Annotated in this window: 15 protein-coding genes and 2 pseudogenes; 6 read left to right on the plus strand and 11 right to left on the minus strand. The window is 49.5% G+C overall.

The window, feature by feature from the left end; genetic code table 11:
* Nucleotides 1–67 precede the first annotated feature (67 nt).
* The 10 genes and pseudogenes from JCM12308_RS33150 to JCM12308_RS24655 form a co-directional block, all read right to left on the minus strand.
* A pseudogene (locus JCM12308_RS33150) lies at nt 68–196 on the minus strand (hypothetical protein); the annotation flags it as partial.
* A 20-nt stretch (nt 197–216) separates the two neighbouring features.
* Nucleotides 217–2,199, minus strand: coding sequence for an acyltransferase domain-containing protein (locus JCM12308_RS24620; protein ID WP_373282416.1), 1,983 nt, complete (start codon nt 2,197–2,199; stop codon nt 217–219).
* Nucleotides 2,200–2,259: 60 nt separating this feature from the next.
* Nucleotides 2,260–2,969: pseudogene (locus JCM12308_RS33155) on the minus strand (beta-ketoacyl [acyl carrier protein] synthase domain-containing protein); the annotation flags it as partial.
* A 20-nt stretch (nt 2,970–2,989) separates the two neighbouring features.
* Complete coding sequence (locus tag JCM12308_RS24625) at nt 2,990–4,117, minus strand: pentapeptide repeat-containing protein (RefSeq protein WP_128647479.1); 1,128 nt, start codon at nt 4,115–4,117, stop codon at nt 2,990–2,992.
* Entirely contained in the window at nt 4,099–5,760 is a 1,662-nt protein-coding gene (locus JCM12308_RS24630) for a pentapeptide repeat-containing protein (RefSeq protein WP_054785388.1), read from the minus strand. Before JCM12308_RS24630 ends, JCM12308_RS24625 begins: the two co-directional genes overlap by 19 nt.
* Nucleotides 5,761–5,790: 30 nt before the next feature.
* Nucleotides 5,791–6,501: a hypothetical protein gene (locus JCM12308_RS24635; RefSeq protein ID WP_054785389.1), complete on the minus strand. Its 711-nt coding sequence runs from the start codon at nt 6,499–6,501 to the stop codon at nt 5,791–5,793.
* A gap of 12 nt (nt 6,502–6,513) precedes the next feature.
* Nucleotides 6,514–7,803 carry a hypothetical protein gene (locus tag JCM12308_RS24640; RefSeq protein ID WP_054785390.1) on the minus strand — a complete coding sequence of 430 codons (1,290 nt, stop codon included), beginning with the start codon at nt 7,801–7,803 and terminating at the stop codon, nt 6,514–6,516.
* Between the two features lie 37 nt (nt 7,804–7,840).
* Complete coding sequence (locus JCM12308_RS24645) at nt 7,841–8,341, minus strand: hypothetical protein (RefSeq protein WP_054785391.1); 501 nt, start codon at nt 8,339–8,341, stop codon at nt 7,841–7,843.
* A 105-nt stretch (nt 8,342–8,446) separates the two neighbouring features.
* Nucleotides 8,447–11,674, minus strand: coding sequence for a hypothetical protein (locus JCM12308_RS24650; protein WP_128647480.1), 3,228 nt, complete (start codon nt 11,672–11,674; stop codon nt 8,447–8,449).
* Complete coding sequence (locus JCM12308_RS24655) at nt 11,671–12,471, minus strand: hypothetical protein (protein WP_054785393.1); 801 nt, start codon at nt 12,469–12,471, stop codon at nt 11,671–11,673. The genes JCM12308_RS24650 and JCM12308_RS24655 overlap by 4 nt, the downstream gene beginning before the upstream one ends.
* Nucleotides 12,472–13,472: 1,001 nt before the next feature.
* On the opposite strand from JCM12308_RS24655, the gene JCM12308_RS24660 reads away from it, so the two are divergent.
* Genes JCM12308_RS24660 through JCM12308_RS24680 form a run of 5 tightly spaced genes read left to right on the plus strand, consistent with a single transcriptional unit; the run spans nt 13,473 to nt 18,309 of the window.
* On the plus strand, nt 13,473–14,426 hold the full coding sequence (locus JCM12308_RS24660) for an FAD-binding oxidoreductase (protein WP_305080180.1): 954 nt from the start codon (nt 13,473–13,475) through the stop codon (nt 14,424–14,426).
* A gap of 17 nt (nt 14,427–14,443) precedes the next feature.
* Nucleotides 14,444–15,907, plus strand: a complete 1,464-nt coding sequence (locus JCM12308_RS24665) for a radical SAM/SPASM domain-containing protein (protein ID WP_054785395.1) — start codon at nt 14,444–14,446, stop codon at nt 15,905–15,907.
* 52 nt (nt 15,908–15,959) lie between these two features.
* The gene (locus JCM12308_RS24670; protein WP_054785396.1) at nt 15,960–16,265 is read left to right on the plus strand and encodes an NHLP leader peptide family RiPP precursor; all 306 of its coding nucleotides are present in this window, start codon (nt 15,960–15,962) and stop codon (nt 16,263–16,265) included.
* A 60-nt stretch (nt 16,266–16,325) separates the two neighbouring features.
* Nucleotides 16,326–17,378: a hypothetical protein gene (locus tag JCM12308_RS24675; protein ID WP_054785397.1), complete on the plus strand. Its 1,053-nt coding sequence runs from the start codon at nt 16,326–16,328 to the stop codon at nt 17,376–17,378.
* A complete protein-coding gene (locus tag JCM12308_RS24680; protein ID WP_054785398.1) occupies nt 17,365–18,309 on the plus strand; it encodes an SAM-dependent methyltransferase in 945 nt (314 codons plus the stop codon). Before JCM12308_RS24675 ends, JCM12308_RS24680 begins: the two co-directional genes overlap by 14 nt.
* A 283-nt stretch (nt 18,310–18,592) precedes the next feature.
* On the opposite strand, the gene JCM12308_RS24685 is transcribed toward JCM12308_RS24680, so the two are convergent.
* Nucleotides 18,593–19,675, minus strand: coding sequence for an AAA family ATPase (locus JCM12308_RS24685; RefSeq protein WP_054785399.1), 1,083 nt, complete (start codon nt 19,673–19,675; stop codon nt 18,593–18,595).
* A gap of 727 nt (nt 19,676–20,402) precedes the next feature.
* Here JCM12308_RS24685 and JCM12308_RS24690 point away from each other — a divergent pair.
* Nucleotides 20,403–21,800 carry a DUF1214 domain-containing protein gene (locus JCM12308_RS24690; RefSeq protein WP_054785400.1) on the plus strand — a complete coding sequence of 466 codons (1,398 nt, stop codon included), beginning with the start codon at nt 20,403–20,405 and terminating at the stop codon, nt 21,798–21,800.
* The last annotated feature ends 18 nt before the right edge of the window (nt 21,801–21,818 follow it).

The raw sequence follows: 21,818 nt of genomic DNA on the forward strand, positions 1-21,818 counted from the left end.
CGATGATACTGCCATCTGGTTCCCAGCGGGTGGTCAGATGGACGTGGTCGTTTTGCTTCAAAATAAGGGGGCTGGAGAAGGTCAGGTTTTCTAGTCTGACCTGTCGGACAGTCTCTGAACGGATCGCGGCAATAGCTGTCTCAATGTAAACGGCTGCGGGAACCACAACCCGGTTTCGAACTTTATGCCCGCTCAAAAAGGCTGGTGTTGTGGGGCTTAGTACGCTACGCCAGTGTCGACCCGGCCCATCTTCCTATCGCCGAGCAGCTCGTGGGCTTTGGGCGCCAAGCGTTCTATGGCTGATTTGGCGCTTTCTGTAAAATAGGTTTCACCTGCCCAGTTTCGAAGCGGTAGAGCACCATGTACCCGCCGTCCTTTATGTTGCACCCGCTCCCAATCAGCTGTCATGCCTTGGATATAGAGCTGCGCACGAAGCTCAGCCACGGCACATAATGCCGATTGCTTGCGTGTGAGTGTCGCAGTGCACAGGATATGTTCATTTCGAACAGAGGCAATTTCGGCCATGGCCCCGGCCAATGCCGGATGAGGTCCTATTTGTAGAAAATGCCGATGCCCTAGATCCAGCAATTTGTCTAACGCAGCGGAAAAACGGACTGGTAATCGTGCGTTGTCAGCCCAATAAGTGCCGTCCGCAACTGAATGAGCTTGGTCCGGATAGACAGTGGATATCCAAGGCATTCCTGAGGGTTTTGGCACGACTGACGAAAGAGCGTTGGTATATTCGGTACAGATTTCCTCAATCAGATGACTGTGATACGGGACGTCAACCTGTATCCGTCGCACAAACACACCCGATGTCTCGAGGTCATGAAAGAGATGGTTCAGACTGTCCAAATGTCCTGATATGGTAATCAAGCGGGGGCTATTGATTGCCGCAATGTCCAGTCCGCCAATCCTTCGGGTATGAGACTGCGCTTCCTCCACTGTCAGTGCCGCGGCCAACATGCCGCCATGACCAGCCAGACGGCGCATCAGTCGAACCCGATGATAGACGATCGCGGATGCTTCTTCCAAAGTGATTACCCCTGCAGCCAAGGCGGCGATGCTGTCACCAGCGCTGTGCCCAATGACGGCAGCAGGCTGGACGCCCCAATCTTGCAACATCCGAAGCAGGCTTACTTGAACAATGAAATTCGACCATTGCTGTGTGTCCACCGCAGTCGGGTCGGCGGTATCGTCGAACAGGATAGATAGGGGACTTACCTGCCAGCGGTCTTGGAATAGCTGCTCCACCTCTCGCGCCGCAGTAGCAAAGGCCGGTTCGGTTTCGAGCAGGCCTGCAGCCATACCGGGATACTGTGCCCCCATGCCATTGAAGACGAAGACCGGCTTCACTTTATTCCCGCCCTGACCTGTAATGATGCCCGGCGCTTCCTCGCCTTCAGCAAGACAGGTCAACCGGTCCAACAAGTCTTGGTGAGAGACACCTTGAACGGCCGCACGAAACCGATTAGGGGGACGTAAGCAAGCAGAGCCGCGAGCCACATCAGCAGTGCTGTGCTTCGTGGCTTCAAGATGAGCAGCAATACTTTTTGCTTCTCGTTGCAGCTCGGCCTGATCACGACCTGAAAGCATGATCACTTGGGGGGCTGTCACGCTGGATTTCAGTGACGGATTGACTGCCGGTTTCTCTACCTTCGTACTCTCAGGAGCTTCGGCAAGGATCAGATGTACATTGGTTCCGCCATAACCGAATCCGTTCACACCGGCGAATCGTAGATTACTTCGCTTTGCTAAAGCCTCGTCATATGCAGATACAGCGATATTCAGGCCGCGAAAATCAATATCAGTCCGAAGCTGTTCCAAGCTGGGATGAGCCGGCAGTATCCCTTGATCTAGTGACAGCAGTGCTTTGATCACGGCAGCTATTCCAGCGCCTGCTTCCAAATGACCAATATTGCCTTTTAAAGTACCTATCAATACTGGGTCATCTGCTCGTCGTCCTGCACCAAATACGGTTCCGATGGCCTCGGCTTCGATGGCATCTCCGACCACGGTGCCAGTGCCGTGGGCTTCAACAAAGGACGCATCCGATGGATTGAGACCCGCCTGACTATAGAGTTCGTGCATTAGTTGCTTCTGGGCGTCTCCGTTGGGGCGAGACATGCCGTTGGTGCGCCCGTCTTGGTTTATTCGACTATCCAGGATCAACCCCATGATCGGGTCAGCGTCTGCCATGGCCTGATCAGCTTTTTTTAAAACCACGACACCGGCCCCTTCGCCGCGCCCAAATCCATTGGCTCGAGCATCAAAAGGTAATGATCTGCCGTTCGGTCCCAAAAACTGACCTCGACACAAGGCCATCATGAATTCAGGCATCAAAATTAGGTTGATGCCGCCACAAATCGCTAACTCTGCTTCGCCTGAACGAATGTCTCGGCAAGCATAATGCAAAGCGGTGAGTGAAGCTGAACAAGCGGTGTCGATGCTCAAGCTTGGGCCGTTCAAGTCAAACGCGTGGGAAATACGGTTGGCGATCACGCCAAGTGTCATGCCTAAAGCAGTGTGAGTGTCAACCAGATGGGTGTTAGCGGTGCGCATCAGCAGGTTTTGGTAGTCCACAGCCATAGCACCGCAATAAACCCCGGTTCGGGTCCCGCTCAATCTCCATGGATTCAGGCCTGCATTCTCCAACGCCTCGACGGTGACTTCCAACATAACCCGCTGTTGCGGTCCATGGCGTGCGCCTCGCGCGGGGAAATCCCAAATATCTCTGCATCGAAGCGTTTTACAGATTCGTTGAGAAACCCCGCTTCTCTTGTGTACATGCGTGCTGGGCCGCTGGTCTCCGTGCCGAAGTAACGCTCCATATTCCAGCGCTCTGATGGGGGCGGACGAACCGCAACGCGCCGATCGTGGAGCAGATCTAGAAAAGAAGAAGCATCATTGACGCCTCCTGGATAGCGGCAGCCAAAACCGACTACCGCAACTGCATTTTCCAGGTTCATTGCGATTTATCCTAATTCTGTCAGCACCAGTTGAACGGACCGGGCACGCATTCTGGCGGCTTTGGAGGCAGGCCGGCAGTCATAAGGAATTCGAAGGGTAATGCAGGACCTAGGAGTTCATATTTCAGGCCGCTGGGTGTGGTCGTTTTTGCACCTAAAGCGCTTTTACCGAACACCGTGGGAGCAAATGGCACCAAAACTCTTTCTTGGGTGTTGTTAGTGCCCATCCGGATCACGGAAAGAGGGGAGGCGCCAAACAATTTCAGTTTTGTAACACCGGCAAAACTCTCGGCAACGATCATGAATTGCCCGAAGCCTGCTTGCAGGGATGTTTCTTCAGGATCGATGTTGTTCACAGCCCAGAGTTTATTTTCAGACACCGGTACCAAACCTGCTGACGGGAGCAATGGGTAACCGACATCGAAGAAGGCGGTTCGTATCTCCTCAGTGATTACACCCTTGTTGAAAACACTAATCAAACTCGCTGGCAACGCGCCCAATGGCACGGCCCAAATTTCTGGGATATCAATTTCACTGGTTTCAGAACCTTGCTTGTAAACTTGGAGGTAGCCTTTTTCTTGATTGGTCTCGATTAGGTAGTTTTGGCCGCTCGGGCTGGGTGTGGTTCGGATCGCCCAGATTTTCCCAAGACTTAAAATGGCTAAGGGTGACTTACTGGTCAGCGTGACGTCGTTCAGCTTAAAGGCGTCGATAATCTCTTGATCCACCGTCCCTGCATTGAGGCGAGGGGCCAGACTGGACGGGATGGTGAAAACAGGGACTGCGGAGATCGTTACAGCACTACCTTCCACTTGTAGGCAAACGGCCGCGTTTGTCACATTGGCACTGTTGAGCAACGCATCGGTGAAATCAGTCCCCTCTAGAGAGGAGAAAGACAGTGAAACCGGGGCCAATCCGGTGGTTGGTAACAGTTTCACTCCGGTGAAATTGGCATTGACCAGATTGCAGAAGGATAGGTTGACCCCACGCATGGTTGCCTGAGTGAAATCCATGGTAGAGAAATTCCCTTGGGAAAGATTGGCACTTTCCAAGTTAGCCCCTTTTGCTGAGGCACTTGCTCCGTACCAATTTACCCCTGACATATCCACCGCATACATGTTTGCCTGATTCAAATTTGCGTTGGGCATGAAGCGTTGGTTAAAATAGCGCCGGTCTTGTGCGGATCGACTTCAGCGATGCGCAGCTTGTCTTCTGCTTTTCGCACCATCAAGATGCAGTTGTTGGCAGTTAGGTTCCAAGCCTCGCCGGGTTCTAATACGGTCACTTTAGGCAGGGAAGATCCTGCGCTCAACCTGAGTTTGAGATTGGGGTTTATCCCGCGATCCAAATCCACGGATAGGGCGAGGTCGGCATCGTCATGGGTGATCAGCGGTCCCATCTGCACGCCTTCCAGGTTTGCCCCTTCAAGCTTTGCATTGGACAGGTTTGCCCCGATCATGGAAACCTGCTTTGTCGCACTTACAAAGCTAAGATCTGCATTGGTCAGCGTGGCGTCTTCCAGATTCACACCATCCATCTGGGCATAACGAATGGAAGCTGACAGGAAGCGGATACCCCTCAAATCCATATTGGTAAAGGTGCAATTGTCCAAGAACGCTCGGGTGAAATCTGTATCGGAGGAGACTTTGGTCTGGTGCCTGACGAAATCGAAGCCGGTAAAATCGACGGCGACCAATAGAGCGCCCCTAAAATCAAGCCTGGTCAACTCCCGCGCGTTAATCAGGCTTGCGTTGCTAAGGTTGGCATTAGTAAAGTTCGCCTCGCTCAATGATGCGTCGGTAAAGTCAGCTGCGGCCAACTGTGCATTTACAAATTGGGTCGTTTGCATTGAGGCGCCCGTCAGGTTGGACCGGGTCAAAAGGGCGCCGGACAAGTCAGCCCCGTTGAAGGAAGCGTTTTTCAGGTTCACTGCAACCATACTGGCCGCGGTCAGGTTAGCGCCGTTCATCACTACGCCTGCCATGGTCGCTCCGTCGAACACAGCGCCCGAGGCTTCAAAATTGTTTAGCGACATTCCGACTGGAAAACGAGTGGCGGAGAAATCAACATCAATGGCTGAAGCTCCGGTTAGGCGGGTGAGGCTGTCAAAGGTCGTTTCTGTAAAGACCGCATGATCCAGCACGGCAGCACTAAAGTTGGTGCTTTCGCACACCAGGTTTGACAGGTTGGCGCTGACTAGGGATGCGTCGGCGAATTGGGTGGATTTAACAGTCGCCCCAGATAGAACTGCATGATCCAGGGTGGATTGATAAAACGGAATCTCAGTTAGGTTCTGGCCCGCCAAATAGGCCCAGGTCAGGTCGATCTTTGTACCGTCCCGCTGACTGATGATCTCGGCAATACTTTTCGTCACGATGGTCGTGGTGAAGATGCTCGCGGCCAAGGCATCGCCGGTCTTTTTAGTACGGCTGAGAACGCCGTTGTCAGCAATAACGTAATAGTCCTTACCATCACTGTTTTCGATAAGCACGACACCGGTCGTGTTTGCTGGTTCGAAGGTGAAGAGGGACGGGCTGGCCGTCCGTTCTTCGTCAGCCGTATAGGCTTTCAAGTCCTCTGAATAAACAAGATAGAGACCGTTCGGAGCCTGAATCGCAGACAGCTCATCTCCATATCGGTTGAACAGCTGCCTACCATCGGCTTGGTTTTCTTCCGTGTTAGAGCTCTTCGCCAGAGTGATTTTGTTATCTTCTGCATCACCGGCCAGCGTCCAGAACATGTCGTCGGCATTAAACGAGAGCTTTCCATTAAACGAACCGATCTCACTCATATCAAATGCCTCTTTCTCAGGACTGGGATATTAGTAGTTTACCTTGCTGCCCTGGCTCCCCGGGCTGGCCGGGGGTTCCATTTTTTGCTTCCGCTCCATCCTTACCGGTGTCCCCCCGTTTGCCACCGCTGGAGCCGCCCACTCCGCCGAGACCAGCTTTACCAGCTTTACCGGCTTTACCGGCTTTACCGGCAAATCCTCCAACAGAAGTGCCTGAAAGGGAACCCCGGTGTAAGTGGTGGATCCATAGGTGATCTGGATGTGAGAACCATCTCCCCCATTACCGCCATCTCCTCCATTGCCGCCGCTGCTGGCATTTCCGCCGTTGCCGCCAGTGGTGGGAGGAAGATCGGTGCACTTTTTATCTTGATTGCCACCATTGCCGCCATTGGAGCCATTGCCGCCGTTGCCTCCATTACCGCCGTCGCCTCCTTTACTGCCATCGCCGGAGAGCGTGATGACGGAGCTGGCTGAGACGTTGCCGGAGATACAAAGGATTAGATAAGCCGGTGCATCTTGGCCACCTTCTCCCCGCATCCCGTCATTCCCGCTCTGAGAGGACGACACGCCGGTACAGCCTTTCGTTGCAGAAACGCACCTTCGGTTGGGCCAATGCCCGGTTCGATAGCCATCTTTGCCATTTTCACCGTTGGGGGTGCCATCAGTGCCGGGGGTGCCATCCGACCCTTTTTCCCCGTCAGGACCGAAAATGATGATGTCCGGTGGAGTATCTTTGTACATCAACCCACTCCTCTATCCGATGGAACTACCATTTACATAGATGCTGCCGGCTTTGCCTCCTGCACCACCGGTGCCACCAGTTGCAGTATCGGTGTTGGTGGTGCCCTTCGCACCGGTCGTACTACCTGTGCCGCCCGTACCTCCCGCACCACCATTGGCATTATGACCACCGTCGCCGCTGGAGCCGCTGGTAGTGTTGTTGTCAAACGTTGGGCTGCCGTTCTTATAGTTGAAAAAGATGGATGCGCCGTCACCTCCCTTACCGCCGTTACCGCCTTTCGCAGGAGAGCCGCCATCTCCACCATCTCCGCCTTTCCCAGCCGTGCATTGGGAGGTTGCAGCGCCACCGTCACCGCCACTTCCACCTGTTCCGCCCTTGCCTGCATTTCCGCCCTTGCCGCCCTTGCCGCCATTGCTTGCGGCAACAAAATGGCCGTTCATTGTCCCCGTATCTACGTAGACAGGAGACGCCGCAGGTCCTGCGGTCCCGTCCTGACCCATAGCAGCATCCTCTCCGCGGCTACCATTAGTTCCATTTGTGGCTGCTACATCGCAGGAGCTTTTATTGTCCTTGCCCGCACTTCCGTTTTTGCCGTTTTTGCCGCTATCACCGTTATTGCCGTTAGCTCCGTTACCAGCATCTCCGCCAATGGACTGATAAGAATTGACTGGGTCGTCGCTTGTCCCATGTTCCCGCGGCACGACAATAAGGCTGTCGGTTTTCATAGTACCGGTGGTTTCCCAGCTAATTGTACCACCTTCTTCGATGATTACCTCCGGGGCGACTACAGAGACTGGATTGTCATGGCCGCTCGGATCGGAGATCACGTACACCTCTCCAGACTTCACTATGATCGCATCTTCAGAAGCGAAGACGGCGACCTTCATCGGGAACCGTAACCGGTTCAACGTGTCTCGATAGTCCTGAACCTTGCTAGAATCGCCATAGACGTAGGCGAACAGGGCATCGCAGATGACTTTGTCTTGGGGACGAGCCTGCGCCAGAACACCGGGAGTGGCTGCGGACGGAATAGGTAGGGCGTTGTCCCAGTCTTCTGATTGGAATTTCTCGTCTGGAATGCCACCTATTCGCTTTAGCGTTTCCACGTCTGGGACACGAATGAAACGCGGTGGGATCTGAGATAACTTAGGGTCCGTTGATAAAACGATTTGATCGCTGTTGGCCCGCATCGGAGAGGTTCGCGCGCTGTTAAAATCGCTAGTCATGGCCATGATCTGAGCATCTTTAATACCGAATTCAGCAAGGGCGGTGCGGGCTTCTTCATAGGGTTGCTTAGTCAATTGCTTCTTCCTACGTTGGAGTTATCTGTTTTATGCTTTATTTCGGTACGACTTTTTCGAAGCTAGTCGCGTTGACCGTGACCGGGCTGATCACTTCGATGCGACCACCTTCTTCCAGGGTTATCTTTTTGAAATCGTAGGAGGCCGGACGGCCGTCCGGTTCGCCGAGGGTTAAGACCGAACCTGCTTTGATGGTGATGTCTTCTGCATCGGCAACCGAAACGGAAACAGGGAGAACCATCTCGCTCAGAAAAGAGCGCTCCTTGTCGGTGAGAGGACGGTGACCGTTAAGGTAGGTTGCAACCAACCCAGCAATGGTCCCATTTTTGTGGGTGTTGTCCTTTAATGAGGGGATCGGACTGCCACATAAGTCCTTTAATGTTTCAAGATCCGTAACCGTGATGCGGTGACAAGGCACCAGCGAGCCTGCGGGGTTGTCGGACTGAATGAAGCCGTGCCCGGAAACGACGATCTGTGCTACTTCTGCGCTGTCGGTGGCTAAGCCCAGCTTGCCGAAAGTTGGAAAATGTTTGGGCATAGGCTACCTCTCTGATTTTGCAGGGATTAGGGGAATGCTGGCCGATGGCAGATGAATGTCATGCGATGATGTCGTAAACGAACAAGCGCTGAGCACCGCTGGTATCTAGCTAATGATCGCGTTGTAGGTATCGCCGCCGCTATGAAGTAGGAAGTCGCCATCTGGGTTGACAATTTCAACCGTCGAGTCCGGCGAGATTGTAACGCCGTGTTTTTTGAATAAGTGCACAAGACCCGGGATATCTTTAGTTTCGAACAGCAACATTTTTGCTGGTTCGTCGTCAAACAGCGGGGTGGTTGGGATCCAGGTACTCACTCCGGGTTCGGTGCGCCCGTTCGGGCCTTGGAACGAGCTGTAGTCTAGGGTGAAGACGTTGCGGAATGGATCTAGGACCAAGCGTGCTGCTGCTACGAACTCCATTTTTTCCGGATCAGCATGGAGCTTGGGATCCGGCGTGCGGACAAGAAATTCCCCATTGGGTTTGTGGATGTCCAGGGAATAGGCAGTGTGCGGGACCCGGGCTCCCCCATCGTTCTGGTAAGACAAGACATAGATGTAGCCTTTGGCCTCCAGAGCAAAGTCCACATATCTTGTGCTGTCATCACCCTTCAAATCAAAATAAGAGAGGTACTCATAGACCTTGATGAGAGGCGTATCTGGCACGCCGAGTAGCAAGAAGGACTGGGTACCAGCTAGATCATTGACGACCCAACGGGTGTCGCGCCCAATGGCATCGACAGTGACATTGCTCAACAGGTCGGAGACGGAGAACTCGTCTGTTTGGCCGTTGATGGTCTTTATTTCATAAGTAAAGTTCTTCTGCGGATCATGCAGGGTCCACATTACATCGGGTTCGTCTACAGTGACCGTGGTACTGCCTTCTGGGATGATGCCGTTCGCATCCTCATTGAAGGATAAGTAAATGCCGTGAGCAGCCATAGTATTGACCACGTCCATGGTCAACTTGCCCTGATTTAAGATCGCGGCGAAACTCGGGTCTCTAAAGTCAAAAAGATGGCCGACCCCTTTACTCATGAACACGTCGCGGATCTCTGGCGAAAACTTCTCGTCATTTAGGGATGCGGCAAAACCGGGTCCTTCCATTGTAAAGAGAGACGCACCCTGGAATGTCGGCACTGGGTTGCCCTTGGTATCAAAAGCCTGAATCCGGCGACCAATGGATTCCAAGATATAGATGGCACCATCGACAGAGACCTTGGCAGCGATTGGACCGCGCATCAGCCCTTGCAGCACACCGTAGCCTGAAACGATTTGAGCCTGCGGCTCTTGCCCATCCGGAAGTGGTTCCGGCGGAAGTTGCAGAATCTGCATCTTCGAAGCTTGGTAACTGATGGCGATGGCCAATCCACTAGGATGTATAGCTAACTCGTCGATATCCGGGATCAGGAACTGTCCCCAGCTTTTCCGCTGGGGTTTCGTCAGGCCGAAATCATGCTTGAAGTTCATTAGATCCACATGACGCAAACGGTAGGTGCCACCTCGAGAGTCCAGGATGAAATTTAGTGGGCTGATTTTATCGGCACTCGGACCAACACCGAAAGTGTCGTAGGCAATACCTGGTTTTACTAAGAACCCTTCTTCGGAGAATTTTAGTCGCTCGTTGAGTGTCTCTGTGCTAAGCAGGGAAATATTTTGAATTGCATAGATTTGTCCGTTATCAGGCTTTCCCTTCGAATTTTCATTCGGGATGCCTTGTCCTGATGCTCGAAAGACATAGCCAGCTTGATAGGCCTTTTGGTTCACTGTCATGGAGACCAGTTCACATAGGTAATGGTCGGCATTCGAGCAATTAAGGTCCGACAAAGTGGCAGTTGAAACCTTGCCAGCCGCCCAGAGGTGCTTGCTTCCATCAAATTCAAGACTCTGCTTATAGTAGTACTGTGTATCGCCGGTCAGCGGCACTAACTGTTCTTTGATGGTGCCGGAAATAGCCTTTACCCCGGGGGTCTTGCTATCCGGTTCTGCATCTAACTCCTTGCTGACATACTTTCCACAGAGCCAGCCATTTCTGGAATAGACATTGGCGGTAACTGTGAATTTTCCGCCCCAACCGATGGGTTTGAACCTGAAGATTAATGGATCATTCGTACTGGTCTTCGGCAAAGTCTGGTTTTGTACGTAACTGGTGCCGTTTACGTAGGTCACTGTCACCTGTACTTGCTCACCGACCAGAGGCCAGATTGCGGTTTCCGGACGACCTGGCTCACCGTGTTCTGGATCTGGATGCAGGGTAAAGTCCAGTTCCATCTGGCGCAAAACGTCAACTTCCAACACCGCCGGAGTGGAAAGTATCTCGCCAATTGTAACTGCCAGTTGTGCGCCGCTCATAGCTATGGAAGCAAGGCGAAATGCGAAGCCGACGATTGGCAGAGCATTCTTAATTGCTGAGGCGGCGACTTTTTTCATTACGTAACTGGCAAGCTTCTCAAAGCCTTTCTTCGCGAGCATGCCGATGAAAGTGTTGGCGAAAGAAAACAGAACTTTCTTGGTATTGCCCAGTGCGGCACCAGTGGCCACGCCAGCACCAACGATAGGGAATGCAACACCGATCACGGCCATAACATTGTCTCTGCTAGAAACGAAATCCTTATACCATTGGGTATTGGTTAAGGCGGCTCCAGCGATCATGAACGCTATTGGCAGACCGATATTAAACATGCCGGTTAAGATTACCCCAGGCCACACAACTGGACTTATCCAATTCGATGTACCGAGGCCCCCGAACATCAGCCTGGCGGCTTGAGCTTCTTTTGGCCAGGGTACCTCAAGATTGGTTGGGTCGGTTGGCATGGGTATGCCCATGATAGTATTAATCGCCGGTACCGTGCCGATAGCTCGTTCTGTGTTGGTTTCAAAGAGTTGACGCAGGCCATCAGGGAAGTAGAACGGCCACTGGCCATTGATTTCAGGGCTCTCGATTGGTTGCTCCATCTGAGTGTCTGAATAGAACTCAACATAACTACCGAGCTGGCGCAGATATTCGTTCCTCACCTCCATAGAGAACAGGTTTTCGTCTGGATTGTATTTCACCGAGTCTGGAAACACTGCTAGTCCGTGATTAGGAGTCTTTTCAGAGACGGTGAACAGTTTTGCTCTATCTGCTGCATCCGGACCCATTTTCTGTGTCCGTGCGAGCGCATTCAGTTCTTTGGTTTCTTTACGTGAGAAGTTAGTCTGGTTCGCAGCGATCCCTTGGGGTTGGGCCCAGGTCTGGCCCTCAAGTCTGGTGTCGTTTCGTCCGGAGGCAACCGCATGGGAAACCGGCGAAGAAGCATAACTTTCAGTATCAGCGGACAGGTCGTAATACATCATTGCTTCACCTTCGGTGAAAACGACGCCCCCTGATCATCCTTAAGTGTGTAATCGGCAAACATGGGTTGCTCTTGACCATCCGCATCTGTTTCAACAGCTTGACGAATGACTGCCCATCCACCTGTCTTCGTTGCAGGGCCCTGTTTAGAGATAGAAGTTGCGAGATCTAACACTCGTTGCTGCTGCTGCGGATCATCGATTCCTACGATATGTTCCTGTGCAACGCCGGCCGTATAGGCTTTGCTAGAGGCCAACTCCGGATGCTTGGACAACAAGCTAACTGCGGTGTCATATGGTGATATTAATAGATCGGTTTCTACAACATGGGTAGCCACGTTCTCAAGGGAAACCGCTTTGGGTATGATGCCAATATCGAAATAGGCCTTTAGCTTTGGATGCGTCTGCGTGGCAAGCTCGTGAACCGAGGTCCCGGTTTTGCGCATCCGCTTGTAGCCACGTTTGACAAGATTTCGTCTTACCTGTTCCGGAATGTAGCTATGCATACCATACAATGGCGGTAGACCGTTGGCACCCTCCTCAGGTTCGCCAACAATTTGAATCTCGGTGACGTTTCGTTTGCTAATGATGTTACTCGGAACATCACAGAAATGACTTAAGGCCGCTGGATTATGATTGAGAACTGTCTTAGCAATTGTGTTGGTACAATTCTTGGCGGTATCTTCGGTGATAATTTTGGTTTCGAACTTCTCACCTGTGATTTGTAGGTAGACTTTCCTATCGTGTAGCGAGCTGAGGTTCATGCCAAGATTTAAGTCCAAATAAAATCGCTTAAACATTTTTTTCCCTATAATACTACTTCGTTATAAGTATTTCGTGGAGATATTGCCTTTTTAAATATTTTCTATTTATGGAAGGAAGACGGATAATATTTTTAATAACTATACATAAGTAAAATAGATATATACCCCTCAATTTAGGTATTGATATAATTTCACTAAGTACAGAAAGATGCAATTACTGATATTATTTAATTTAAATACTTGTATATGAAAATATATTTCAATAATAAAAACATTTTATTCAGTTTAATTGAGAAATGTTATTCGATTAAGTTAGAGTGCTAAAATTGATGCAGTTCTAGAGTCGATATCTGACCTTTGTTTTCGTTGTTGGATATGTTTTTGCGCGTGTTTGAGGCGAGGCTATGTTGATGAAGAGATTGGCAATACTCGCTGTGTCAAAATCTTCTTTGGGAAGGGAGGTGGCCAGCAACATGTACCCAGCGGCGATCAGAGACTTGGGATTTAGCTTTTATCCTATTTTGCTGGTGATACGACGCAAACATTTTTCTCCTCTTCTATCGTAGCAGGTGGTTTGCGGATGGCAATCAGGCGGGCGGGTGTATCATTAGCTTTTGGGCGTTCCTGGATGACAATCTGACAATCAACCAGCACTGTAGTTGCTGCCTCTGTCAAAGCAGAGAACAAGTCTAACCGAGTACAGTCAGGTTGAAGCAACAGGGCCGGGAGATTATTTCCTGAGTAAACACATTCTTTTTTAATTTCATACTAGGCAAACTTCGGCTGGAAATATTAATGCCCTGAGAATGAGCAATTGTCGGTCTTATGAGTGATCTTTACATTTAATATCCAGACAATGTGACCCACACCTCAAAGAAGTAGCAAGGCTTGTAAAGCATGCGACATAAGCCGACTTGCGAATGCCTTAAAGATTATAGTGACTACCTGATAAGTGACAGGAACTATCAACCGATCCGAATAAGCACCTTGGAGGCGCTGGTTGAAGCTGTAAAAAAGGCGTATGAGCTAGTACGCCAATCCGTATTCGTGGCAATGGCCATTCAATGAATGGCAGTTCTCTTCCTAGGTCAGGTGAAAATCTTATCCAAACTGAGGATTTTTCACATTTTCATTTTGGACACCCAAACACCGTAACCGTAGGTGCTGGTGTTGCTGTTTGGGATGTGGAGCGCTTCTTGAGGCGCTATGGATACCGGTTGCCCGTTTTAAATGATGGTGGCAAACCCGCTTCAACGATCGGTGGCTATTTGTCTGCTGGTGGTTTGGGATCTGCCAGTGCCATACACGGTGGCTTCTGGGAAACCGTTGTATCAGTCACGCTTGTTTCGGGAGAAGGAAAAGTATTCCAATGCCGACCCGAGGATGCAATCTTTCCGTGGCTTTTTGGTTCAATGGGGCAGTTGGGTGTTATTTATGAGGTGACCCTGACTATTTTGCCTTTAGATGACGCCACACAGTCCTATCCAGCAGGAGTAGCCGGATATATCGGGGCTACTCAGGCAGATTGGGAGAAAATTGCTTGGTTCACTCTCTTTGCTCCGCAGCGCTTGCAAAATGAGGTTCTGGACTTACTAGCCGACTTGCAACAGCGACATAAGCATGTTTGGAAGATACGCCCAGCCTACCTGTATAATCTTGCCTTTAAAACCTTTAACCCACCTCTGATCCATGCATCACAAGAAACATTGATCGCAGCTGGTATTTGGGGAACTCCCCTGCGGTCAGACAAGTTTGATGCAATATCGTTGGCAGCGCTAGAGAGTGATATCATTGTGATGTCATATTTGCATCCAGAACTACGCCGCTATTTGCAAACGGAGCTGAGTTTTAATCCAGATGCTTTGAGACTGAATCTAGGGCAGCACGTTTATAGTGCATTTCAGGACTTAAAAGGCCGTCTTGATCCGAAGTACTTGTTTACACCGGGAATTCTTACTGATCCTTCAATCGCCCAAGAACACACCTTATGAGAACCTGAGGGTATAAGATGACAGCACGTCCGTTTTATATTTTTGTCGTTGGAGGTAAGTATTACTTAATTAATGTTGATGATCGCCTGAGCATACACCTTCCGAAAGAAGAAGCTGAAACCCTGAAGCTGATAGAAGACAATGGGAAGATATCTCCAAGACAGGAACTCCTGCTTTGGAAGTATGACTTGATCTCTGGTTCATCTCCAGTGAAAAACAAGCGAGATGCGATTGAGATACAGTCAGTCACCCTTCTGGTTACACATGCTTGTAACTTCAAATGCACGTATTGTTACGAGTTCTCTAACTTCAGCCAGCCTCATAGTAAACCTGGGAAGATGACCTTTGATGTTGCTCAGCGTACCGTTGATTGGTTGATCAAGAAGTCTGGTTCTAGACGCCAGTTGTCATTAGGTTTCTTTGGTGGCGAACCCCTGATGAATTTTTCATTGATTAAAGAAGTTGTAGCCTATGCGAACCTACGCGCACAGGAAGCCAGAAAAAGCTTCAGTTTCAGCCTGACCACCAATGGTTCATTGCTGAATGATGAAATTATTGCATTTTTGAAAACTCATAGCATCAAAGTTACAGTCAGTATGGATGGCAATAAAGAGATTCAGAATACTCAACGTCCTATGCTGAATGGAAAGGATAGCTACGACATTGTTCGCCCCAAAGCAGTCAAGTTGCTTGAAGAAATGCCAGATACTTCCTGCCAGGCAACTATGTGTGGGGATACAGCGTTGGATACGGTGAAAGAAAGCCTTGCAGCGCTAGGCTTTAAGAGGATCGGATTAACTAATGTGACACCTGCTACATCAGAGGACAGAAAAATGACGAGTGGTAAGGTATGGAACATTGATACTGCAATAGATTTTTTGGAAAAAGAAGCAATTACCTTAAGAAATGCTATTGCAAACCGCGACGCAGATGCAATTCGCAATCCTTTTAACTATCTATGCCAGCGTGTCGGAACCTTTTTAACTGGTGAGGTGAAGGAACACCATTGCGGTGCAGGTAAAGCCTCAGTCGCTGTGGCAAACAGTGGAGACATATACTTGTGTCACCGTTTTTCCGATCTGTCTGACTATCGACTTGGACATATTGAAGATCTTCATATTGATCGTGAGCCTTATCTGGATAAGCCAGTAGGCAGCATAGATGCGTGTTCCAACTGTTTCTCGCGGTATCATTGTCCAGGCGGATGTTACCACGATAACCTCAATACGACTGGCTCTGTGTTTGAGCCAAACAGTGACCTATGTGAAGTCAGTCGTCATATGACGGAACTGTCGGCAGCCATTGCTGCGGATCTAGTCGAAGAAGATATTGCTTTCTTAGTTTCGGAAAAACTTGTCGATGCTGACGCTTCTCGTCGAACAGCCTCACAGATTGGAATTACAACTGGCTCTGTTGTGGCTGAAGCTGGTTTATCAGGACTAAGCTACGCGATTCCCGCGCCGTGGGTTGTATCGGAGTAATCTGATTAACAACCCAACGGTCATCCCCCCAAAAGAACTGAGGAGTACACGCATGAGTTCAGAACTTCAGGAACGCAAATTCTGGGACGGGTATTCGGCCCTTGTAAAGAAAGCTTGGCAGGATGAAGACTTCAAACAACGATTACTTGCTGACCCGGAAGGTGTTTTCAACGAACACAATCTGAAGGTACCAGATGGAATGAAAGTCAGGATCATGGAAGATAAAGCTAACTTGCGTCATCTTCCCTTGCCTCCGAAACCAACCCTGGAAGAGAAGCCTTCTGAAAAAGAGATGGTTACTGCTGGTAGTTGGTTCTGTTGCCACACCTGGGGCAGTGAGGAAACTTCGCACGGTTGATGCGATTACACCTTTCAATCGGTTGCTTTAACTATTCTGAGTAGGTTTCCGGGGAGGTCTATGAAAAGTTATTGTTTAAACACGGCGTTGATCCTTAGGGATCACGCCGCACAATTGCAAAATGGTTTAGTGCGATCAGAAGATTGGGAGAGGTTGCAGTTTCTGGCAAAGATGTTCCCTCAGTTTTGTCATGCTGGTTTTGAGGTTCCACTAGGTGAAAGTAGCCCGGGTGCTGACTTCCTCATATGTTTACGTAGGCAGAAGGAAAGTGGGCATCTCCTCAACATTGTATCTCCTGACGAGAATTGGCGAAGGCTTCGTCGGTTCGCTTTAAAGTGGCGGGAGGGCCGCAATTTTCTTGATTGCATCCCCAACTGTTGGCTAGAGTTTGATCTTCTTCAAATGAAGACTGACGGGCATTTAGAACCATCGCTATTTGTCAATGTCCCTGTCAAAGCTGTCAATAAATATGCGGATGTCATTGACCAGCTCGCTGATTTGCTCAGTTTTCCGGTTAGTCGTGCTTGTAGGGATGAGGCGGGGAGAGTTGTAAAAATAATCGCACCCCACGCAGATGCCATTGAGACAGGGTTCTGGTTATCACGACCGACTACAGGTCTTCGTTTGGTGTTTATGAAGTTGCGAAGGTCGCCTGAGCAGCTAATAGCCCTCCTTGCTGAGGCAGGGCACCCAAATCCAGCTGCCCTGAATAGTGCGTCTTTATCATCTCTTTGGCCTGTAGGAGGCTCAATTGCGCTTGCTCTCGATATTCAAGAGAACATCTCGCTGAATATTGGGATTGAATTATACGCATCTCCAGCAGGCAAGCCGATAGACTTGGCAGATGACTTAGACAATAAGTTTAGACTTTTAACATCATTGAGAGACACAGGCCTTTGCACCGCAAGCAAAATGAAAAACATTCTCGGCTGGCAGGGAACCCGTTCATACGGCGAAGCTCCTGAATTAGAGGGCGAGGTCTGTTTGTACCGATCCTTGAATCACGTGAAACTTAGCCTTAGCTCTAAGGAGCAACTTCCTTCAGCCAAAGCCTACCTCGCTCTCACTGCTCTGGCATATCGGAAAAGAGAAACTCAACATGCCTTTGCCTGACCTCATTGCTGATGCTGCCCAAGATCCACATTTGGTTCGCAAACTGCGCACTCAGCCAGAAACTGTGTATCAAGACTATACTTTGAACCCTGATGAAATACAGCTTCTGGTGACGGAGGATAAACGCCGTATCAGTGCGTCCATACCACCTGCTGGCCGCAAGGAAAATGAAGCATTGGCGAACGAAAATAGAAGAGCCGGTAAGGGATCTCTTTTGGTTGCTGGGTCAGGTATCACGAGCATCGCGCACTTGACCCTGGAGGCAGTTGCCGCAGTGAAAAGTGCCGATGTAGTCTTCTATCTAGTGATAGATCAACTCACAATCAACTGGATACAGATGATGAATGGGAACGCACATCCCTTGTACCATCATTATACGCCAGGTATTGCAAGACGTGTGGCTTATCGAGGAATGGTTGATGAGATTATGGCCGAAGTATGCCGTGAACGTAATGTAACCGTCTTACTATATGGTCATCCAGGTGTACTTGCCTATCCTGGGCATCTGGCGATGGAACAGGCTCGCGAGAAAGGTTACTTTGCACGCATGCTGCCGGGAGTTTCCGCCGATTCTTGCTTAATTGCTGATTTAGGAATAGATCCCGCTAACAATGGCATGCAAGCCTTCGAAGCCACCCAGCTACTAAAGGAAGACATCGCCCTTAATACAAGCATTCCGACGATTCTCTGGCAGGTTGGCCTAGTAGGTGACATCAACTACATGGCAAACAGATATGAAAATTCTGCGTTTGATCAGCTGTTTGGTAAGCTTCGTCAACTGTATGGCGAGACACATAGTTGCTGTGTATATGAGGCAGCAGAATTCAGCGCATTGCCGCCAAGGCTAAACTGGATCACATTCAAAGAAATGAAGAGCAACGACCTTTCGCCTATGTGTACCTTGTTTGTCCCTCCGATTGCTCATCAGTGACACAAGTTGTATATTTTGCGAGGAACTGGGTCTACTGGAGTTCTTCGATGCTATCAACTTAACCTGAAGTTAGCCGTTTTGGTATTCTCCGGCAGGATCACTTGAGCTAACTTTGTAATGTAACAGCTTGAGATCACTTGCATTAAGGCTGTCTTTTTTCAAGCGCTCGTTTGGACGTGACAATACCTCAAGATAAACCCCAGGAAGGTTGGCTAATTCAATGTTTGGAAGAGCGTCAATAGCCTTTAGGAGAGCTTGCGCATGTGCCACTCGGTTAGGGACATCACTTGGTCTTTTGGGACCGCCTCCGACTTTGGCTTGAAACGGGTGAGGCTTTCCGAGACCCCGAAGATGAAAGTGTCGAAGATTTCTTGACATTATAATCGTTTTCTAACCCTTGCAAAACGCGTCGCCGCTCAAGAGCATTAATCAAATTTTGTGTTGCAATCTTATCTGTATCGGAAATCACAGCACGTCGAGCGGCGTCTTCAGCCGCAGCAACCACATCTGCTGTCGATAACCCGAGTGCAGAATCTGTTACTTTCTTCCAACCTATTCTACCAATAGAAAAACCAATAAGTCGCCGCTCTAAAGCCTGTTTAATCGACGGTGCGCCAGGCATTTCATATGGCAGCACAACATCAAATCGCCTCAACACTGCACGATCAAGAATTTCGGGTAAATTTGTGGTAGCGATTACTATCGACGGCCCAGTATCTTCATCAAGAAACTGCAGGAATGAATTCAGAACTCGGCGTGCTTCTCCAACATCGTTTTCATTTCCACGAGCTGCTGCAAGGGCGTCAATCTCATCGAATAAATAGACACCGCGCGTCGTTTTAATGGCATCGAAGACCATTTTTAGCTTTTGGGCAGTCTCACCCATAAATTTGGTGATCAACCCATGAAGCATCACAGAGAACATCGGATACTTCAACTCACCAGCAAGAGCCAACGCACTTAATGTCTTTCCAGTTCCGGGAGGCCCTGACAACAGAACGCGCCGCCTTGGCTTCAGGCCTTTTTCCTCGAGCTTATCGCGCCTCCTTGTCTCAATCACTAAGTGAGTAAGCTCGTCTTCGACGTGTTTCGGCAGAATTACATCAATCAGCCGCTCGGATGGATATGAAGCTGCAAGGAACTGCGCCAAATCGCCACGAGGTGCGGCTATGGGTGTGATCGCTGGCGCTCTGTCAGAAGGAGGCTTTTGCCCCACCTCCGCCCACTGACGTAACTGCTCAGCCAGACGACTATGACCTTTCTGTTCTTCGGACGCGGAAAGCTGCATCGCCAGGTCATAGAATCGATCTGCATCACCTTCTGCGTGACTCTTAACGAGACCTATGAGTTGCTGAGCCGATGCCATGGAAGTGATCTAGTCCAGTAAGAAATCAGTTTATTTTCACCTTCAACATACCCTAAACGGCAAATCGTTAACAGACCAGCAAATTTGCGCATTATCCGCTCATTTGTATTCAGTGGTGCTATGCAGAATTTTATCTGTCATAAGCTCCGATAGAACAGGCTTACGTGTTTGAATAAGGGAGTGCTTTGGCTCTTCGTTCGGGCCGCGCAATAAGTGAAATGAAAAGAGTTCGCCTCACAGAGCTCTACAGCGTCATCGCTCGGATGTTACTTCAACCCTTGATGGAACAGCCTAAATGTCCGGTGTTGGCCCACCACTAAACACGATATGTTATTGATTAGCTGTACATCAATATTGAAAGCGTGAAGCGACAAAACTCAAACTAGCCCGATTATGAGGTCAGAGGCGAGCAGCGCTGTTAGTTGGGCTCACATGATTTTGAAAGAATGCAATTTACTCAGAGAACACCATATTTGCTATGGTAGTTCTAGCGCCACTATCTATCATCACATCTCAGGCCATTATATCTCTCTAATATGCAACTTCATTGCCTGTGGGGGCTGAAGAGGCAACTATACTCTGGCCGAGTTATAGCAGACACCGATAAGTAATCTGATTTGGTATTTGTAAAGAACAAAGTAGGTGTATTTTTGGACACTTCTTCAACTAACCCTGAGTAAGGTAACCAAGCCATCCGTTCTTTTTCAAAAACGAGCTGGAGTAGCTTATGCAAAGCCTTCTCAATGCATTCATTATGGTATCTGCAAGCATACTTTTGGCGGCCTCACCGCTAAAGGCGAATACGTTGAGTGAAGCTGATCTCCAGAACCTAATCAAACGCTCAACGCAGTATGTGGCGCTGTTCAATACCCTCAACAACTTCGTAATAGATAAGAAAAACCCACTTGCTACGGGCGGGTGGAACAAGACTGAATATCCCAAGGGATTGGCGAACGCTTCGGTCCGAGCTCTGCCTCGGCCAAACAATGATACGCTCTATGTGATTTCCATGTTGGATCTGCGAAATGATGCTGTGGTTATTGAGTATCCTGCCTTCCAATCTAAGTTTGTTTCACTCGAAGTTTCCGCACTGGATCACTATGTCGATATTCCTTTGGCAACGTCTGCCGGTGACTTCAAAAAACCTGCAACCATCCTTTTTTACTCGGCAAGAACCGATGGTTATTCCGGGGAGCCTGTTCAAGGCGTAGATCAGATCATCGAGATGTCAGGTGACTATGGAATTTCTTTTCTTCGCGTAATGCCTCAGGCCAATGATCCGAAGAAATTCAAATCGAACATGGCTCAAATCCAGAAAGTCACCCTCAAGACCCTGGCTGAGTTTCAGGGTCATAAAGCGAAACCAGTCGATCCATACGATATCCCTCAATATTCAAATGATGCGACAACGTTCGCCACGAACTATCTGGAAGTTATGCAGTGGGTGTTCAATCACACCACATTTGACCCAGACAAATACGAAATGGACAAACAGGCACTGGCTGCATTGTCGAGGGTTGGTGTAAAGCCTGGGAAAAACTTTGCTGCCAGCGTTCCACCATCTGTAGACTACAAGCGACTGGCAGCAGAAGCTGCAAAGATGTTTGCTACGGAACTTAAGATATGGAACACCCCCAAGGAAGCCGCGCCATTTCTTACAAAGTTATTCTTGCCCAAGGGGCAGATGACGATAGATGCAATGTTCCTGCAATCGGTCGTGGGCCCACTTGGTCAACCAGCTTCACAAGCAATGTATCCCGGCATTACCACGACTGATGGCAAGCCAATGAATGCATTGAACGACTATGTGATTAAGATGACAAAGGACCAGTTGCCCCCGGCTATAGCATTCTGGTCAGCCACACTTTACGACACCAAACACGGCTATTTCATCCCTAACAAGGAGAACAAATACAGTGTCGGTGAAAATGCAGGCATGCAACTTGATGCAGATGGAGGCATCGCAATTTACATTGCAGCGGAGCAACCCGAGGGTGTACCAGCCGAGAACTGGCTTCCAATAAAGCGTGAAGATTTAGGGATCGACCTTATCATGCGCATCTACCAGCCTGATCTCGAAAAAATGAAAACCTGGAAAGCGCCAAAGGCAGAAATTGTGAAGTGAGGGTATTTCACATGTATC

This window comes from Pseudovibrio denitrificans JCM 12308 (assembly GCF_001310815.1).
Lineage (GTDB): Bacteria > Pseudomonadota > Alphaproteobacteria > Rhizobiales > Stappiaceae > Pseudovibrio > Pseudovibrio denitrificans.

Bases quoted from the DNA above. Each gene is read 5' to 3' on its own strand.
- JCM12308_RS24620 (WP_373282416.1), bottom strand. From the start codon at position 2,199: ATGGCAGACGCTGACCCGATCATGGGGTTGATCCTGGATAGTCGAATA.
- JCM12308_RS24625 (WP_128647479.1), bottom strand. From the start codon at position 4,117: ATGCCCAACGCAAATTTGAATCAGGCAAACATGTATGCGGTGGATATG.
- JCM12308_RS24630 (WP_054785388.1), bottom strand. From the start codon at position 5,760: ATGAGTGAGATCGGTTCGTTTAATGGAAAGCTCTCGTTTAATGCCGAC.
- JCM12308_RS24635 (WP_054785389.1), bottom strand. From the start codon at position 6,501: ATGTACAAAGATACTCCACCGGACATCATCATTTTCGGTCCTGACGGG.
- JCM12308_RS24645 (WP_054785391.1), bottom strand. From the start codon at position 8,341: ATGCCCAAACATTTTCCAACTTTCGGCAAGCTGGGCTTAGCCACCGAC.
- JCM12308_RS24650 (WP_128647480.1), bottom strand. From the start codon at position 11,674: ATGATGTATTACGACCTGTCCGCTGATACTGAAAGTTATGCTTCTTCG.
- JCM12308_RS24655 (WP_054785393.1), bottom strand. From the start codon at position 12,471: ATGTTTAAGCGATTTTATTTGGACTTAAATCTTGGCATGAACCTCAGC.
- JCM12308_RS24665 (WP_054785395.1), top strand. From the start codon at position 14,444: ATGACAGCACGTCCGTTTTATATTTTTGTCGTTGGAGGTAAGTATTAC.
- JCM12308_RS24670 (WP_054785396.1), top strand. From the start codon at position 15,960: ATGAGTTCAGAACTTCAGGAACGCAAATTCTGGGACGGGTATTCGGCC.
- JCM12308_RS24675 (WP_054785397.1), top strand. From the start codon at position 16,326: ATGAAAAGTTATTGTTTAAACACGGCGTTGATCCTTAGGGATCACGCC.
- JCM12308_RS24680 (WP_054785398.1), top strand. From the start codon at position 17,365: ATGCCTTTGCCTGACCTCATTGCTGATGCTGCCCAAGATCCACATTTG.
- JCM12308_RS24685 (WP_054785399.1), bottom strand. From the start codon at position 19,675: ATGGCATCGGCTCAGCAACTCATAGGTCTCGTTAAGAGTCACGCAGAA.
- JCM12308_RS24690 (WP_054785400.1), top strand. From the start codon at position 20,403: ATGCAAAGCCTTCTCAATGCATTCATTATGGTATCTGCAAGCATACTT.